A 17,367-nucleotide genomic window follows, 5' to 3' on the forward strand; every position below is an offset into this window, starting at 1 on the left:
CGGGTGTTCACGTGGAATTGGGTGAGCGTCTCGGACCTCGGACGGAATGAGGCGCTCCGCCAAAGGTGTTGAGTGAAACATGACTTCTCTTCGCAAGCTCGGTTCCTCGGACCTTGAGGTCTTCCCGCTCTCGCTGGGCGGCAACGTCTTCGGCTGGACGGCCGACGAGGCGGCCTCCTTCGCCGTCCTCGACGCCTACACGGCCGCCGGCGGCAACTTCGTCGACACCGCCGACTCCTATTCGGCGTGGATCGAGGGCAACTCGGGCGGTGAGTCCGAGACCGTCATCGGCAAGTGGCTCAAGGCCCGCGGAAACCGCTCCGACGTCGTCATCGCCACGAAGGTCAGCCAGCACCCCGAGTACCAGGGTCTGTCGGCCGCCAACATCATTGCCGCGGCCGACGCCTCGCTGCGTCGTCTCGGCACCGACTACATCGACCTCTACTACACCCACTTCGACAAGCCGGACGTGCCGGTCGAGGAGATCATCACCGCGCTCGACGAGCTGGTGCGGGTCGGCAAGGTCCGTTACATAGCCGCCTCCAACATCTCGCCCGAGCGGCTGGAGGCCTCCCTCGCCTTCTCCGACCGCGCGGGTCTGGCGCGGTACGTGGCCCTGCAGCCCCACTACAACCTGGTCTCGCGCGACACGTACGAGGGCGAGCTCCAGGCCGTGGCCGAACGCTTCGGCCTCGCCGCCGTCCCGTACTTCGCGCTCGCCTCCGGCTTCCTCACCGGCAAGTACCGGCCCGGTACGACGGTCGACAGCGCGCGGGCCGAGGGCGCGGCCAAGCACCTGCAGACCGAGCGCGGCCAGAAGGTCCTCACCGCCCTCGACGAGATCGCCCAGGCCCACGAGGCCCCGGTCGCCACCGTCGCCCTGGCCTGGCTCGCGGCCCAGCCGACGGTGGCCGCGCCGATCGCCTCCGCACGGACGGTGGAGCAACTGCCGGCGCTGCTGGGCGTGGCGGATCTGACCCTGACGGACGCCGAGGTCAGCCGGCTGACGGACGCGTCCGCCTGAGCTTCGGCCGCCGCTCCCCGCCACGGCGGCGGCCCGCCACGGTGGCGGCCCGCCACGGTGGCGGTCTGCCGCGGCGGCGGCTCGCGGCGGCGGCGGCCCGCCACGGTGGCGGTCTGCCGCGGCGGCGGCTCGCGGCGGTGGCGGCTCGCGGCGGTGGCGGTCTGCCGCGGTGGTGACTTGCCGCGAGGTCCCCGTCACGGTTCACGGCGGCATGGGTCGGCGAGCGGCGGCGCCCGCAGTGGCCCGCCACGCCGGCCCGCCTCGGCGGTGGTGAATCGCACGTACGCCAGCGCCTACGTCGCGTCGGCTACGACCGATACGGGTTATAGGCCGGATGCGGACGGGCCGGATACGGACGGGCCGGATACGGCATCGTCGGATACCCCGGGTACGCGGGTGCCGACGGATAGCCGTACGCCCCGTACACCGGCCAGGGCGGCGCGGTCACCGCTACCGGCGGTGCCGTGGCCCGGGCCGCGTGGTCCAGCGCGGGGCGGGCCACGTCCCGGCGCCGCCACAGTTCCTGCAGCAGCTCCTGTTCCCGTACGACGAAGTCGGCCCCCGCCCGGCCACGGCGCCCCCGATGCCGTAGGAACGCCAGCGAGGTGGCGTACGCCTCGTACTGCGCCACCGTCCGGGCCGCGGGGCGTCCGCCGTGCCGTCGGGCGTGGTCGCGGGCCATCCGCCGGGCCCGCATCGACCCGAGCGCGTACGGCTCGGCCGGTGTCAGCCAGCCCGCCGCGGTGTAGGCGGGCAGCTCCTCCCGTACGGTCTTCAGCTCGCGCTGCCGGGTCCAGATGACCAGCCAGGTCAGCAGACCGAACGCGGGCACCATGAACGCCGCGTACACCGCGAAGAAGCCGTACTCGCCGAAGGACGAGGAGCCGTTCCACATGGCGTGCATGCCCATCGCGAGCAGCAGCCCGGACAACGGCAGCAGTACCCGGCGGACGTGCCGGCGCTCGGCCGACAGCGCGGAGACGCCGAAGCCGATGCCGGTGAGGACGGTGAACAGGGGGTGCGCGAACGGCGACATGATGACCCGTACGAAGAAGGTCGCCGCGGTCACGGAGGCGATCCCACGGTCACCGGTGAGCTGGTCGGTGCCGAACGCGGTGCCGAGATAGAGGATGTTCTCGGTGAAGGCGAACCCGGTGGCGGTCACCCCGGCTATCACCACCCCGTCGACGATCCCGGTGAAGTCCCGGCGCCGGAAGAGGAAGACGAGGAGGACGGCGGCGGCCTTGGCCGACTCCTCCACGACCGGCGCTATCACCGTCGCGCCGAGAGTGTCCGCGCTGGAGGGGTCCGCGGTGGCCGTGGCTATCCATCTCGTCGCGAAGCTGTTGGCGACGATCGCTATCAGCGCCGCCGCGCAGGCACCCCAGGCGAAGGCGAAGAGGAGATTCCGCCATGGGCCCGGCTCGACCCGGTCGAGCCAGCGGAAGGCGGCTATGAGGAGCGGTACGGGCAGGATGGCGAGCCCGAGCCCGACCAGGAACCCTTCCGTGCCGGTCTGTTCCCGGACGAGGGCGAGGATGACGAGGCCGGAGAGCGCGAGCAGGGTGCTCAGCGCGCCGTAACGCACCCACGTCCGCTGCCACCAGTGCGCGTGCCGCAGCGCCCCGCCGACGGGATCGCTGCGGTGGGTCGGATACGGGGGGAAGGTGGCCACGGCATTGACCCTAACGAGGGAGCGGCGTCGCCCGCAGCGAGGCGAGGGGGTTTCAGGCGCCTGTGGGGGGCTGGTTCTGGTGCTCTGTGTGCTGTGCTTCGCCTGGTTCCACGAAGTGCTCTACGCGGCGGAAGAGCACGTCGTTCACGACATGTCCCTTCTCCAGTCCCTGGCCCTCGAAACGGGTCAGCGGCCGGAACGCGGGACGCGCCGCGAAACCGCCGTCGGCCTGAGTGTTCTCGAAGGCGGGGTGCGCGGTGAGCACCTCCAGCATCTGCTCCGCGTACGGCTCCCAGTCCGTCGCGCAGTGCACGAGAGCCCCCGGCCCGAGCCGGGTCGCGGCGAGGTTGAGGAACTCCGGCTGGATCAGCCGCCGCTTGTGGTGCCGCTTCTTGGGCCAGGGGTCGGGGAAGTAGACGCGCAGGCCGCCGAGGGAGCCCGGGGTGAGCATCTCGCGCAGCAGGATGATCGCGTCCCCGTTGCCGACGCGGATGTTGTCCAGCCCGTCGCGTTCGGCGAGGTTGAGCAGGGTTCCCTGCCCCGGGGTGTGGACGTCCACGGCGAGGATGTTGGTGCCCGGGTCGGCGGCGGCCATCTGCGCGGTGGCCTCGCCCATGCCGAAGCCGATCTCCAGCACGACGGGATCGTCGTTCCCGAACAGCTCGGTGAGATCGATGACGTGCTGCCCGTCGATGTCGAGTCCCCACAGGGGCCACAACCGTTGCAGAGCGTCCGCCTGCCCAGCCGTCACCCGGCTCCGCCGTGGCTGGAAACTCCGGATCCGCCGCTCGAAGTGGGAGCCGGCCGGGTCGGCCTGGGGGCCGTCCGGGAAGCGTGGCTCTCCCTTGGCCCGGGGGTGGCGGAGGGGGGCACCTGAGGGGTGGGGGGGTTCGGGGGCGTTGAGAGAGTCAGACACAGTGAGTCGATTTTACGGCGGTCGGGTGCTGTCGTCGGCCGCAGGTGGGTGGCAGACGCCGGGTCGGGTGGTGCCCTCGGCCGCGAGTGAGCGGGAAGCCGCCTGTGCCGGCCGTCGTGAGTGTCCGGTGCCTGTGCTGGCTGTTGTGGCCGTCCGGCCTGTGCTGGCTGTCGTGGCCGTCCGGTGCCTGTGCTGGCCGTCGTGCCTGTGCCGGGCGTCGTGACCCTCCGGCGCCTGTGCCGGCGTCGCGGCCGTTCGCCGCCCGCACCGTCCACCGCGACCACCCGCCGCCGGTCGTCCGGCGCGAAGCGACAGCTCACGCTCACTCAGCCCGCCCCCTGCCCCGCTCAGCCCGCCCCCTGCCCCGCTCAGCCCGCCCCCAGCACCGCCAGTGCCCTCCGAGCCACCTCCCGCCCGATCGGCAGCGAAGCCGTCGCCGCCGGCGAGGGGGCGTTCAGTACATGGACCGCTCGGGGCCCCTCCCGGATCAGGAAGTCGTCCACCAGCGTTCCGTCGCGCAGCACCGCCTGGGCGCGCACTCCCGCCGGGGCCGGCACCAGGTCCTCCTGCCGGACCTCGGGCAGCAGTCTGCGCACGGCCCCGACGAACGCCCCCTTGGACACCGAGCGCCGCAGCTCACCGGCCCCGTACCGCCAGTGGCGCCGCGCTATCCGCCAGGAACCGGGCCACCGCAGCGTCGCCCCGAGTTCCCCGGGCCGGACCACATCCCACCCGTACCCCTCCCGGGCCAGTGCGGGCACCGCGTTGGGGCCGACGTGGACACCCCCGTCGATCCCGCGGGTGAGATGCACCCCGAGGAACGGGAATGCCGGATCCGGCACCGGGTACACCAGTCCCCGCACCAGCTCGGGCCGCGTCAGCGTGTAGTACTCCCCCCGGAACGGCACGATCCGCATCCCCGGCTCGTCCCCGGTCATCCGCGCGATCTCGTCGCAGTACAGCCCGGCGCAGTTCACCAGCGCCCGGCCCCGTACGACGTCCCCGTCCGCCGTCCGCACCGCCACCCCGAGCTCCGGCCGCCGATCCACCCGGACGACCCGGGCCCCGTACCGGATTTCCGCCCCCGACGCCTCCGCCAGTTGCCGGGCGACCGCGACGAAGTCGCAGATCCCGGTCGTCCCCACGTGTATGGCGGCGAGTCCGCGGACCTCCGGTTCGTACTCCGCGATCTGGGGGGCGCCCAGTTCCCGCACCGGAATGCCGTTCTCCCGGCCGCGTTGCACGAGGGCGTGCAGACGGGGGAGCTCGGCCCGCTCGGTGGCGACGATCAGTTTGCCGGTGACGGCGTGCGGGATGTCGTACTCCGCGCAGAACTTGATCATCTCGGCGGCGCCCTTGACGGCGTACCGCGCCTTGAGGGTGCCGGGCCGGTAGTAGATCCCGCTGTGGATCACCCCGCTGTTGCGCCCGGTCTGGTGCCGGGCGGGCCCGGTCTCCTTCTCCAGCACCGTCACCCGCGTGCCCGGCACGGCCCGCGTGATCGCATACGCCGTCGACAGCCCGACGATCCCCCCGCCGACCACGAGCACGTCACAGTCGTACGCGACCCGCACCTGCACCACCTCCCGGCTTCGATAGTGCACTGCGCCACTGACAATGCCTTCAAACGCAGGGGACCGCAGCACCGTAAGGGGCGCGGGGAACTGCGCGACCAGCCACAGACGGCCCACAGCCCCGAAATCCACAGAAACCCGGCAGACGCGAAGGCACCCGGCCCCAGCGGAGCGCTTACGCGGGAGTCATCAGCAGCGGACGCGCCCGCTCCCGCAACTCCACCACCCGAGGCTCGTCCCCGTACGGCTCCAGCCGCTGGAGAAGATCCTTCACGTACTCGGTGGTACGCGCCGACGAGATGCGCCCCGCGACCTCCACCGCCCGCACCCCCTGCTCGCACGCCGCGTCGAGATTGCCCGACTCGAGCTCGGCGACCGCCGACACCACCAGCCGCAGCCCGTGCGAGCGCACGAATTCCTCCGTCGGCTTCGACAGTGCCTGCTCCGTGAACCGGCGCACCTGACGTGGTGCCTTCAGATCGCGGTAGCACTCCGCGGCGTCCGCGGCGAAACGGTCGTACGAGTAGAAGCCGAGCCAGGACGGGTCGTTGTCGCCGTCGCGGGAGCGCTCCAGCCAGCTCTCCGCCGCCTTCAGGGCCGCGCCGGCCGCCTGCGCGTCACTCGCGCGCGCGTGGGCGCGTGCCTCGACGAGCCGGAAGAAGCTCATCGTGCGGGCGGTGGCCAGCCCCCGGTTGCGTTCCAGCGCGGCCTGGGCGAGGTCGACGCCCTCGTCGCCGAAGCCCCGGTAGGTCGCCTGGAGGGACATGGAGGCCAGGACGTAGCCGCCGAGGGGGACGTCGGCCGCCGCGCGCGCGAGGCGCAGCGCCTGGATGTAGTAGCGCTGCGCGGCCTCCTGCTGGCCCGTGTCGAAGGCCATCCACCCGGCGAGGCGGGTGAGTTCGGCGCTCGCACCGAACAGCGCCCTGCCGACCTCGTCGGAGTACGAGCCGAGCAGCAGCGGTGCCGCCTCCACCCGCAGGCACTCCGGCACCATCGACGAACGCCAGTCGCCGCCTCCGTACTTGGAGTCCCAGCGCCTGGCGTCCTCGGCGGCCTCCCGCAGCTTCTGCACATCGCTGTGGCCGACTTTGAGCGGTGCGCCGGGGTCCTCGGCGAGGTTCACCTCGCGCGCGACCGAGCTGTCGGCCGGGGTTATCAGCCATCGCGAGGCGGGCGTTGCGTACGCGCTCACTGCGAACGACCCGGCCAGCGACTGCCAGATGCCGCCGGCACCGGCCCGACGGCCGGCGAGGTCGAGACGGTACAGCTCCGTCGCCGACCGCACCGCCTGTCCGACGTCTCTGGGGAAGGCGAGGCCCACTTCGGGTGCGGGATCCGCGTCCGCCAGCCCGATCTCGTGGAGCGGCACCGGACGGCCGAGCTTCTGCCCTATCGCGGCGGCGATGAGGTGCGGAGCGGCACCCTGCGGCACCATGCCCTTCGACACCCAGCGCGCCACCGACGTCTTGTCGTAGCGAAGAGTCAACCCGCGTTGCGCGCCAAGATCGTTGACGCGCCGGGCGAGTCCTGCGTTGCTGATTCCCGCGAGGGCGAGAACGGTGCCGAGTTTTTCGTTCGGCCCGCGTTGCTCCCTGGACATTGCGCCACCCCTCGACACAGACGGCTGCCGCGCTGGCATAACCACTCGGCATTCGTAAACCCAGCGTAGTTCGCCGCATCCCAAGCGTTAAGGGGCATTGTTCCGGATGGCGGGATTGTGGTCCGTACTGAAGTGCGGGTCGGCGACGGACGGTTGCGACGTGCTCCCGCTGTGTGGCCGTGCGCCTGTCCGTGCGCTCTTCTCCGGCCATCGGGGGAGCGGTTCCATGGGCCGTGCGTGGGTCGGCCCGCTGTACTGGATCCAGTGGGCTGGGGGACACCGCCGCCTTCATCCCCGCGGGTGGCGGAACGGCCCGGGGGGCGCACTCCGTCTCCCGGGCTGTGTATCCGCCGGGCGGTGCGGGAGGCGTGTACGGAGCGTGTACGGAGCGCGCTCAAGGCCGTTCCCCTTACGCCGATTTGGCTGAAAATCGCCCCTACCCCCGCAGGACATCAGCTCTCCTATCACGGTGGTTGAGGGCGCGTTGAGAGTTTTTGGGGAGCGTATCGGGGGCGCATTCGCGTCGCAGTCACCGTATCGCCACTCCTCTTTCGAGCCCTGATCTCCTTGCCCCGTACGGTTGTTCGGTGCGGTGCGTTCGAAGGGCGTGTCCCCGGCAGGGGTATCCGCCGGGGCGCGTTTCCCGGAGCGCAAGCGCGCCACCGCCCCTCCGCTGGGCGTCCTTCATGGCAGCATGGTGCCGAGTTCGTACGGTGCACGGTTGTCCACAGCCTGTGGAGGCGGCGATGCGGTGGTTGGTGGGATGGAGCAGCACCGCCACGGTGGCCGCCGAGATCGGCTCCGCCGGCGCGGTCGGGCACGACGGCGAGACGCTGCACCCGGTGGGCTCCCATCTTCTGTGGGGCGACCCCGATCCGCTGTGGGCGGTCGGCGACTGGCGCCCGGACGAGATCCGGGTGGTCAAGGCGGATGAGCGCACCCGGATCGCCGTCCTCGGCATCTGCGGGGCGACCGACGAACAACTGCGGGTCGCGTTGTTCGCCGCGCGGGGCGGGGCCCTTCGGCATCTGACGGCCTGGCCGGGCAGCTACACCGCCGTCGTCCAGGTGGACCGCCGCATCACCGTCTGCGGTGATCTCGCGGGCGCCCGCCCGGTGTTCCACGCGCCCTGGGCCGGCGGCACCGCGTACGCCACGGCCGCGCTTCCGCTCGCCGACCTCATCGAGGCCAACCTCGACTACGGCCACCTCGCCGCCCTTCTCGCCGCCCCCGACGTACCGGCAGCCCTGCATGATTCCACCCCCTACGACGGCGTACGGCGCGTTCCGCCGGGGCACGCGCTGATCCTGCGCACCGGGGCGCGCGAGATCGCCGGGTACGAGCAGGTCGCCTCCCTCGCCGTGGCGGCCCCCTCCGCCGACCCGCACAGGGCGGTCGACGCCGTACGGGACGCCCTCGTCGAGGCGGTGCGGGTTCGCCTGTCGGCGCCGAGGCACGTGCCCGGCGCCGACATCGACCCGGGCCCGGTGCCCGGGATGGGGCCCGCCGAACGGCGTGCCGCGCGCGGAACGCCCGCACCCGGCATCGGGGCGGACCTGTCCGGCGGCTCGGCCTCGGGCACGCTCGCGCTGCTGGCCGCCGGCCTGCCGGGCATGCCGGGCACCGTGCTGGGGCACGGCACGGGCGCCGGGGAACGGCTGCTCGCGGTCACCTTCAACGACCTGGCGGTCGGCGGCCGGGAGGCCGAACTGGAGCGGGCGGGCACCCTCGCGGCCAACCCCCGCCTGCACCACGTGGTGGTGACCGGCGGCGAGGAGACCCTCCCGTACGCCGAACTGGACGGCCCGCTGACCGACGAACCCGCCGCCGCCCTGGTGACCGCCGCCCGCCACCGCGCCCGCCTCGCGGCCGGCAGCGCGGACCACTTCACCGGCTACGGCGCCCGCCAGGTCCTGGACGCGCATCCGGCCCGCCTCGCGGACCTGTTGATGGACCGCAAACGCCGTCACCTGGTCCGTCCCGTCGCCGCGCTCACCAGGGCGGACGGCTCGGTCCTGGTCCCCGCGCGCGTGTACGGCGCGGCCCGGCGCCTTGCTCGTACGCCCTACCGCTCCGGCCTGGAAGGCCTCGCCGACCGCCTCATGCGCCGCCGCTTCGACGAACCCGGAGGTGCCGTGGGGGCGTCCCTGGCCGCGCTCACCTGGGCCAGACCGGGCCCCGCGGCGCGCTGGCTCACCGGTGAGGCGCTCGCTGAAGTATCGGTTCGCCTGCAGGGGGCGACCCTGCGCTCCGGGGTCGGTCCCGGCCAGCGACCGGGCGACTTCCGCGCGCGGGCGGCCCTCGCCCGGAGCGCGGCGGACCTGCGGATCCTGGAGCAGGCCGCCGAGGTCCGCTTCCAGCGCCTGCACGCCCCGTTCCTCGACAACCAGGTCGTCCGCGCCTGCCGTGCCCTCCCCGAGGCGCTGCGAGTCCAACCGGGCGCCCGGGCGTCCATCCTGCGTACGGTCCTGGAGGGCGCCGGGGTCGCCGAACTCCCGCCCGGCTGGGGCGCCCCCTCCCACGCCCCCTCGGCCGTCGCCGACCGCATCGGTCTACGGGTGGCCGCGGACTCCCTGATGGCCCTGTTCGGCACGCCCCTGCTGGCCCAGGCCGGTCTGGTGGAGGCCCGTGTGGTGCGCAAGGCGCTGCGCGCGGCGGCGGAGGGCGAGCCGTTGCCCCTGGACGGCCTGGCGGACCTGGTCTCCCTGGAGTTGTGGCTCGGCCGGCTGATCGCCCGCAGGGGAACCTGCTGGACGGGAACGCCCGCACGCACGCGTGCCGTCCCGGCGGGGATCACTCCGCAGCGCGGCGCCCTCGGGGCCGGCGCCTCGGACGGCGGTGCGGTGCTCGCGTAGCCGCCGCGGTCCTGGCGGCCGTCGCGGCCGTCGCCGCGTCACCTTTTCGAGTCATGGCCGAGAGGGACCCGGTGACTGACGCTCGACAAACGGGCGCCGTCCCAGCGGAACGGTGCCCCGGACGGCGGCCTCGAAGACTGCCGTCTCCGGGGCGCCGTCTGAGAGGCTGCGGTTTCCCGGTCGGCGTCATCAGAGGCTGGGGTCTCCCGGGACAGCCGCCGGAATGCCGCCGCCTCAAGTCACCGCCTCGCGGGCGACGTCTCCGGGGCAGCCGCCTCAGAGGCTGGGGTCTCCTGGGAGAGCCACCGGAATGCCGCCGCCTCAAGTCACCGCCTCGCGGGCGACGTCTCCGGGGCAGCCGCCTCAGAGGTTGGGGTCTCCTGGGACAGCCGCCGGAATGCCGCCGCCTCAAGTCACCGCCTCGCGGGCGACGTCTCCGGGGCAGCCGCCTCAGAGGTTGGGGTCTCCCGGGACAGCCGCCGGAATGCCGCCGCCTCAAGTCACCGCCTCGCGGGCGACGTCTCCGGGGCAGCCGCCTCAGAGGACCGCCTCCCCAGCAGCCACTTCAGAGGACCGCCTCCCCAGCAGCCGCCTCAGAGGCTGCCGCCTCCCCGACTCCTCCCCCTCTCACACCGGTCGCGACCGCCTCACACCGGTCGCGACCGCAGGCCCTCCAGCAGGATGTCCAGCAGGCGCGACGAGGCCGCCGCCTGCTGCGCCGCGTCCGGCAGCGAGGGGGCCGCCGTCGCTATCACCAGCAGGACGTCCGCCACCGACACGTCGGTCCGCAGCTCACCGGCCGCGCGCGCCCGCTCCACGAGCTGGCCTACGACCTCGAGCAGTGCCGCCGCGCCCGCGTCGTCGCCCGCGGACAGCGCCGGAGCCTCGTCCGTCCTCAGCCGCAGCTCCCCGGCACCCTGCTGCGTCCGCTGCTGCGGCACTCGCGCCGCGTCGAACCCGGTGCCCTCGTCCGCCACCCCGACCCGCAGCACCTGCGGCGGCAACAGCCGCCCGGCGCCCGAGGCCACCGACGTCCGCAGGAAGCGCGAGAGCGCCGACCACGGCTCGTCCTCCTGGCCGAGCGCCGTCCGTGCCTGGTCGGTCAGCCGGGAGGTCTCCTCCTCGGCTATCCGCCGCACCAGAACGTCCTTGCTCGGGAAGCGCCGGTACACCGTGCCGACGCCGACCCGCGCGCGCCGAGCGACATCCTCCATCGGTGCGCCGTACCCCAGCTCGCCGAAGACCTCACGTGCCGCACGCAGTACGTGCTCCAGGTTGCGCTGTGCGTCCACGCGCAGCGGCGCCGTCCGCGATCCGTCGCGTCCGTTGCCCGCCGCGCCCATTGTCGAGCCCGTCGCCGGGCCCATCGCTGAGCCGATCGCTGAGCCGATCGCGCCGCCCATCGACCCGCCACCGGATGCGATGGCTGATGCGGACGACCAGCGAGAGTCCTGAACATGCATAAGTGTTCCCCCCGGTAATGACGTCTCCCCCCGGAGACTCTCCCCGCCATTTGAAAGCCGGAGCGAACGGAACAGGCCCGCTTCCCGGACCCGCCGGTCGCGGACCCGAAGGCGCATCCCCCTACACCCCGTCGACACACGAACATAGTTGAGAGGGGGTCAATTCAGAAGGGGCACGTTCCGCACCGAGCGCCCCTCGATCGGAGTACCGGTCGCATACGTCCCGATTGATCCCCCGACTGGGGCCCATTCCACCCCCGCTGACCTGCGATGATTCCCTGCACGGCAGTGATTCGGCCAACCCCGCGCGCCGTCGACGCGAGGGCACACAAATTGTCGGGGCTGTGGACAAACGCTTGCGCCGGGTGCGTCATGGGATGGTGAAGGAACGTGCGCACATTCTCGTTGTCGGCGGTGGCTACGTCGGGATGTACACGGCTCTACGGCTCCAGCGGAAGCTGAGACGGGAACTCCAGCGGGGCGAGGTCGAAATCACGGTGGTCACGCCGGACCCCTATATGACCTATCAACCGTTCCTCCCCGAAGCCGCCGCCGGTTCGATCTCCCCGCGCCATGTCGTCGTACCGCTGCGCCGCGTCCTCGACCGCTGCCGGATCGTCATCGGCGAGGCCGGCTCCATCGACCACGGCAAGCGCACCGCCGCCCTCACCACGCTCGCCACCGAGGAGGAGGGCACCGGAGCACAGCGGCTGTCGTACGACGAACTCGTCCTCGCGCCCGGCTCGATCTCGCGCACCCTGCCCGTCCCCGGTCTCGCCGAACACGGCATCGGCTTCAAGACCGTCGAGGAGGCCATCGGCCTGCGCAACCACGTCATCGAACAGATGGACATCGCCTCCTCCACCCGCGACCCCGCCATCCGGGACGCGGCCCTCACCTTCGTCTTCGTGGGCGGCGGTTACGCCGGCGTCGAGGCCCTCGGCGAACTGGAGGACATGGCCCGCTACACCGCGCGTTACTACCACAACATCCGGCCCGAGGACATGAAGTGGATCCTCGTCGAGGCATCGGACCGCATCCTGCCCGAGGTCGGCGAGGAGATGGGCCGCTACACCGTCACCGAACTGCGCCGCCGCAACATCGACGTACGCCTGGGCACCCGCCTGGAAGCCTGCGCGGACCGCGTCGCCGTCCTCAGCGACGGCGCCCGCTTCCCCACGCGTACGGTCGTGTGGACGGCCGGGGTGAAACCGCACCCGATCCTCGCCGCCAGCGACCTGCCGCTCAACGAACGCGGACGGCTCCTCTGCACTCCCGAGCTGACCATCGAGGGCACCACGCACGCGTGGGCCGCCGGAGACGCCGCCGCCGTCCCCGATGTCACCGCCGGGGAACCCGGCAAGGAGTGCGCCCCCAACGCCCAGCACGCGCTGCGCCAGGCCAAGATCCTCGGCGACAACATCGCGCACTCCCTGCGCGACGAGCCCCTGGAGACGTACTCCCACAAGTACGTCGGCTCGGTGGCCTCCCTGGGACTGCACAAAGGCGTCGCCCATGTCTACGGACGCAAGCTGAAGGGCTACCCTGCCTGGTTCATGCATCGCGTCTACCACCTCAGCAGGGTGCCCACCTTCAACCGCAAGGCCCGCGTCCTGGCCGAATGGATCTTGTCAGGGCTCTTCAAGAGGGAGATCGTCTCCCTCGGATCGCTCGAACATCCCCGAGCGGAGTTCGAACTCGCGGCCGGTGGAAAGCCTCCTCACACCGCTCCGAAGGACCCGAACGGGTCGTCCTGACCGGACCGAGGAACTCCAGCCAAGGGGGTAGGCGTCTGACGGATGCCGACCCGGTGGGCCGCCCTGCCAGACTGGTCCCGACCTTGGACGGACCCACCCCGCCCTTCGAACCCACGAGGCTTCCCCACTCCTGCACCCCGGAGTGACACCCCCTGGACCCCCGACCGGGGCCGGAGCCGGCCGAAGACGCCGCAGACGACGACACGAGGCAAGGATTCGTGAACTTCACGCGCTGGAGCGCCCGGCTCCCCGGAACACAGCGCCGCGCCGCAGCGCGGACCGACCACCAGGTCACCCCGGACAGACGGGAGGACAACGCGGCCTCCTCCGTACCCGCGGCCCGCGTCGAACATCTCACCGGTACCGCACCGCCCGTGCCCGTCGGCACCGTATCGCCCGTGCCCGCCGTCGACGAACTGCCGGTGCGCGAGGTCCTCGACCGGGTCCCCGCCCTCGTCGCCCACGTCCACGGCCCTGACCACCGTCTCGCCTACGTCAACGACGCCTTCGTGACGGCCTTCGGCTCCCGCCCGACCGGCGACCCCGCCCGCGAAGCCCTTCCGGAACTGGACGAACTGGGCCTCCTGCCCCTCCTCGACCAGGTCCTGCGCAGCGGCAAACAGCGCACGGTCAAGTCCCGCAAGGCCCCCGACGGCCGTTCGTACACCTTCACCTGCACACCGGTGGCCGCACGCGCCAGCATCAACGGTGGTGGTGGCGCCGGCGGTGGCGGTGGTGGGGTCCTGGTCTTCGCCACCGACGTCACCGACCACGCAGAGGCAGCCGAGCGCCTCAGAGCCAGCGAACGCCGCCAGCGCGAAACCGCGGTCACCCTGCAGCGCTCCCTGCTCCCGCAGGAACTCGAACAACCGGACGACCTCCGCATCGCCGCGACCTACCACCCCGGCGGCACGGAGGCCGCGGTCGGCGGCGACTGGTACGACGTGATCACCCTCGGCGGCGGCCGCACGGCCCTGGTCATCGGCGACGTGATGGGCCGAGGCGTCCGCGCGGCCGCGGTCATGGGCCAACTCCGTACGGCGGTCAGGGCGTACGCCCGCCTCGACCTCCCCCCGCACGAGATCCTCCAGCTCCTGGACGGTCTCGCCATGGAGATCGACGCCAACCAGATCGCCACCTGCGTCTACGCCATCCACGACCCGAACGAGGGCCGGCTGGTCTACGCCTCGGCCGGCCACCTGCCCATCCTGGTCCGCGACGAGAACGGGGTGGTGCAGCGCGCCGACGAACCGACGGGCCCGCCCCTGGGAACCGGCGGCTGGATGCACGCCTCGGGCTCCATCGCGCTCACCCCCGGTTCCACGGCGGTGCTGTACACGGACGGCCTGGTGGAACGCCGCAACGAGGACCTGGACGAGGGCATCGCCTCACTGGAGCGCGCCCTGTCCGGCGCGACGGGCACACCCCAGGTCGTCTGCGACCGCCTGATCCGTGCGGCCGGAGTGACGGCCGACCACGACGACGACGTGGCGGTACTGGTCCTGCAGCACCCCGCCCACACCGGACCGGACAGCGAGCTCTTCCGCAACGCGGCGCTCGAACTCCTCGGCGGGGTGGAAGCGGCACCACGCGCGCGTGCGTTCGCCTCCGGCGTGCTGACCAGCTGGCGGTTCCCGGTGGACCTGCACGACCTGGGCGTCCTCGCGGTCAGCGAACTGGTCGCCAACTCCCTGCAACACGGCGTCCCACCGATGCGGTTGCGGCTGCGCCGCACGGACCGGCGTCTGATCGTCGAGGTCACGGACGGCGACGACCACCTCCCCCGCCGACGCCGAGCCGAACCCGGCGACGAGTCCGGCCGGGGCATCGCCATCGTCGCGACGATCGCCTCGAACTGGGGCTCCCGGAGGACACCGGGTGGCGGCAAGGCGGTGTGGTGCGAGTTCGCGCTGCCGGGCGCGACGAAGTGAACGAAGTCCCAGCCGACGCCCGGGGGTCAGGGGGCCGGAAAGCCCCCTGACGGGGTCGGCGAGGTCGGCATGATCGAAGAGGCCAAGCCCCCTGGGAGGAGACGGGCGGGGGCAGCGGGGACGGACGGGGGCGCGAAACCCCTCAGGCGTGAGCCTGTGTCTGCCCGGCCGTAGCCGGACCGCCCTGGGCCACGACCCGGCTCTTCGCCCGCCACGGCTGGTCCTGCGCAGCCGTCAGCTGCCGCCCCAACCGCACCGCCAGATACGTGATCCCCAACGAGAACAGCAGAAACGTCACGATGTACGGCGCGTGCAGTGAGGCCCCCATGGGCCCGCCCACCGCAGGCCCGACCGCCAGGGCCAACTGCTTCACCAGGGCGAACGCCGAGTTGTACTGCCCGGCCATCCCCTCAGGCGCAAGATCGGCCACCAGCGGGGCCACCGTCGGCGACAACATCGCCTCACCCAGCCCGAACAGCGCGTACGTCGACACGAACGCGGCCGTCGCCATCTCCCGACTGCCGTGCCCGAGCCCGGCGAACCCCGCCGCGACCCACGCCACGGCCCAGATCAGCCCCACCGCCGCGATCACCCGGGACCGCCTGCGCCGCTCCACGAACTTCAGCACGGCGAACTGCGCGACCACGATCACCGCGGTGTTGGCGGCCAGCGCCATCCCCAACGCGGACGTCGAGATCCCCGCCGCCTCCACCCCGTACGCACTCAGCCCCGACTCGAACTGCCCGTAGCAGGCGAAGAACAGCACGAAGCCCAGCACACACAGCTGCACCATCGCCCGGTTGTCCAGCAACCGCTTCCCACTGCTCTTGGCCGACCCCGGCCCCGACCGGCCCGGCGCGTCCTCGATCCGCGGCGAGTGCGGCATCCGGACCGTCGACATCACCACGACCAGCAGCAGGAACATCGCCGCCTCGATCGCGAACAGCAGAGTGAAGGAGGAGGCGCTCGTGGTGTCGACCAGATGACCGCCGATGAGCCCACCGACGCCGAGTCCCAGGTTCTGCAGGAAGAACTGTGTCGCGAAGGCCCGCGAGCGGGTTTCGGCCGTGGAACAGTCCACGATCATCGTCGCCAGCGCCGGCTGCATCACGGCCTGCCCGGCCCCGAGCGCGGCCGCCGCCGGCAGTACGGTCGTCGCCGTACTCGCGAGTCCCAGACTCAGCGCACCCAGCGCGGCGGTGACCAGGGCGGTGAGCAACACCGGCAGCGGACCGCGCCGCACGATCGCCCGGCCGGCGAACGGCAGAACGATCAGCGCGGCCACAGCGAAGACGGCGAGGACGAGCCCCGCCGTCACGGCCCCCAGCCCCCGCACCTGCGCCACATAGACGTACAGGTAGGGGACGGTGAAGCCGAGCCCGAACGCGCTGAGTGCGTTGCCCACGTGGATCCGGCGCATCGCTGCGCCCATCGCCCTGGTCACGTTCACCTCTCTCAGGTAGTTAATAAGTCTCAGCAGTTAGATCTGAAGACTTCGAAGCTAAAGTTAGAAGTTGAACAGTACACCTGGAAGAACTTCAACGCCAAGCAGGACCGTGCGATACTCACGCCCATGGGCGACACCTCCGGCTCCCTCGGCGAGCCGACTCTCGAAGAGCAGATCGCCGCCTATCAGCGCGAGTTCCAGGACCTCGACCCCCAGGTCGAGAAGATCGTCTCGGCGCTCTCCCGGCTGAACCGCCGCATGAACGTCGCCTACGGCCGTCAGACCTCCGCGCTCGGCATAAGCAACGCCGAGTGGGAGGTTCTCAAGGCCCTGGTTCTCTCCGGCGCCCCCTACCGCCTGGGCCCCAGTGACCTCGCGAAGCGACTCGGCCTGACGCCGGCCGCGATGACCCACCGGATCGACCGCATGGTCACCGAGGGCCTGGTCACCCGGGAACGCGACGAGTCCAACCGCGTCCGAGTGATCGTCGAGCTGACCGCGGAGGGCCGCGAGAAGTGGCTGGAGGCGATGCGTCTCGCGTCCGTCTTCGAGGAGGATCTGCTCCAGGACCTCTCCCAGGACGAGCGCACGGTCCTCGGTGAGGTCCTCACCCGTCTCCTCCGCAGGGTCGAGGACGCACAGCCGGACGCCGGCGGCCGACTGACTGACCTGGACTGACGCCGGCTCCACCGAGCTCGCTAAAAGATCTTGACAGGGGGCGTTTGACAGTCCTCTGCCCGATACGTAGAGTTCTTCGGGTTGCCGCAGAGCCGTAACAGTTCTTCGACGACACCTCCGCCGCATGAGCGGCACCACAAACCAGCAGCGCGATCTCCCAACGGGGTCGAATTCGGCGTGCCCGATTTCAATTCCCATTGGGCCCGGCACCTCGATTTGGGACTCGCCGGGGAATCCGCTAAGGTTTGAGACGTCGGAACGGCCCAAGGGCCGCGAGGACAAGCCCGGTTGACTGGGAGTCAGACACCGAAAGGGTCTGATAAAGTCAACACCGCCAGAAGGTCGAAAGGCCGGAAAGCGCCGAGGAAATCGGATCGGAAAACGATCTGATAGAGTCGGAAACGCAAGACCGAAGGGAAGCGCCCGGAGGAAAGCCACGAGAGAGTC

11 protein-coding genes are annotated in these 17,367 nt (G+C 71.7%); 5 read left to right on the plus strand and 6 right to left on the minus strand.

Annotated features, from left to right (window positions below; translation table 11 throughout):
- Positions 1-79 precede the first annotated feature (79 nt).
- On the plus strand, positions 80-1,024 hold the full coding sequence (locus M2271_RS41230) for an aldo/keto reductase (protein ID WP_280892603.1): 945 nt from the start codon (positions 80-82) through the stop codon (positions 1,022-1,024).
- 307 nt (positions 1,025-1,331) lie between these two features.
- Here M2271_RS41230 and M2271_RS41235 read toward each other — a convergent pair whose 3' ends face one another.
- From M2271_RS41235 to M2271_RS41250, 4 genes are all read right to left on the minus strand, one after another.
- Complete coding sequence (locus M2271_RS41235; RefSeq protein WP_280892604.1) at positions 1,332-2,699, minus strand: PrsW family intramembrane metalloprotease; 1,368 nt, start codon at positions 2,697-2,699, stop codon at positions 1,332-1,334.
- A gap of 52 nt (positions 2,700-2,751) precedes the next feature.
- Positions 2,752-3,615 (minus strand): tRNA (guanosine(46)-N7)-methyltransferase TrmB, encoded by an 864-nt coding sequence (trmB, locus tag M2271_RS41240; protein ID WP_280892605.1) that lies wholly within the window; start codon positions 3,613-3,615, stop codon positions 2,752-2,754.
- 368 nt (positions 3,616-3,983) lie between these two features.
- Entirely contained in the window at positions 3,984-5,219 is a 1,236-nt protein-coding gene (gene lhgO / locus M2271_RS41245) for an L-2-hydroxyglutarate oxidase (RefSeq protein ID WP_280892606.1), read from the minus strand.
- Positions 5,220-5,364: 145 nt separating this feature from the next.
- Positions 5,365-6,789 carry an MFS transporter gene (locus M2271_RS41250; protein ID WP_280892607.1) on the minus strand — a complete coding sequence of 475 codons (1,425 nt, stop codon included), beginning with the start codon at positions 6,787-6,789 and terminating at the stop codon, positions 5,365-5,367.
- Positions 6,790-7,535: 746 nt separating this feature from the next.
- Between M2271_RS41250 and M2271_RS41255 the strand changes: the two genes are divergently transcribed.
- Positions 7,536-9,644 carry an asparagine synthase-related protein gene (locus M2271_RS41255; protein ID WP_280892608.1) on the plus strand — a complete coding sequence of 703 codons (2,109 nt, stop codon included), beginning with the start codon at positions 7,536-7,538 and terminating at the stop codon, positions 9,642-9,644.
- Positions 9,645-10,291: 647 nt separating this feature from the next.
- On the opposite strand, the gene M2271_RS41260 is transcribed toward M2271_RS41255, so the two are convergent.
- The gene (locus tag M2271_RS41260; RefSeq protein WP_280892609.1) at positions 10,292-11,107 is read right to left on the minus strand and encodes a helix-turn-helix domain-containing protein; all 816 of its coding nucleotides are present in this window, start codon (positions 11,105-11,107) and stop codon (positions 10,292-10,294) included.
- Between the two features lie 377 nt (positions 11,108-11,484).
- On the opposite strand from M2271_RS41260, the gene M2271_RS41265 reads away from it, so the two are divergent.
- Positions 11,485-12,864, plus strand: a complete 1,380-nt coding sequence (locus tag M2271_RS41265; protein ID WP_280892610.1) for an NAD(P)/FAD-dependent oxidoreductase — start codon at positions 11,485-11,487, stop codon at positions 12,862-12,864.
- A gap of 218 nt (positions 12,865-13,082) precedes the next feature.
- Positions 13,083-14,795 (plus strand): serine/threonine-protein phosphatase, encoded by a 1,713-nt coding sequence (locus tag M2271_RS41270; RefSeq protein ID WP_280892611.1) that lies wholly within the window; start codon positions 13,083-13,085, stop codon positions 14,793-14,795.
- Positions 14,796-14,937: 142 nt separating this feature from the next.
- On the opposite strand, the gene M2271_RS41275 is transcribed toward M2271_RS41270, so the two are convergent.
- The gene (locus M2271_RS41275; protein WP_280892613.1) at positions 14,938-16,215 is read right to left on the minus strand and encodes an MFS transporter; all 1,278 of its coding nucleotides are present in this window, start codon (positions 16,213-16,215) and stop codon (positions 14,938-14,940) included.
- 153 nt (positions 16,216-16,368) lie between these two features.
- On the opposite strand from M2271_RS41275, the gene M2271_RS41280 reads away from it, so the two are divergent.
- The gene (locus M2271_RS41280) at positions 16,369-16,920 is read left to right on the plus strand and encodes a MarR family transcriptional regulator (RefSeq protein ID WP_280892612.1); all 552 of its coding nucleotides are present in this window, start codon (positions 16,369-16,371) and stop codon (positions 16,918-16,920) included.
- Positions 16,921-17,367 lie beyond the last annotated feature (447 nt).

Origin of the sequence: Streptomyces sp. LBL (genome assembly GCF_029893585.1) — a bacterium.
In the GTDB taxonomy this organism is placed as follows: Bacteria; Actinomycetota; Actinomycetes; order Streptomycetales; family Streptomycetaceae; genus Streptomyces.

Coding starts and splice junctions, on each gene's coding strand:
- M2271_RS41280 (WP_280892612.1), top strand. CDS start 16,369: ATGGGCGACACCTCCGGCTCCCTCGGCGAGCCGACTCTCGAAGAGCAG.
- M2271_RS41260 (WP_280892609.1), bottom strand. CDS start 11,107: ATGCATGTTCAGGACTCTCGCTGGTCGTCCGCATCAGCCATCGCATCC.
- M2271_RS41255 (WP_280892608.1), top strand. CDS start 7,536: ATGCGGTGGTTGGTGGGATGGAGCAGCACCGCCACGGTGGCCGCCGAG.
- M2271_RS41275 (WP_280892613.1), bottom strand. CDS start 16,215: ATGCGCCGGATCCACGTGGGCAACGCACTCAGCGCGTTCGGGCTCGGC.
- M2271_RS41265 (WP_280892610.1), top strand. CDS start 11,485: ATGGTGAAGGAACGTGCGCACATTCTCGTTGTCGGCGGTGGCTACGTC.
- M2271_RS41250 (WP_280892607.1), bottom strand. CDS start 6,789: ATGTCCAGGGAGCAACGCGGGCCGAACGAAAAACTCGGCACCGTTCTC.
- M2271_RS41230 (WP_280892603.1), top strand. CDS start 80: ATGACTTCTCTTCGCAAGCTCGGTTCCTCGGACCTTGAGGTCTTCCCG.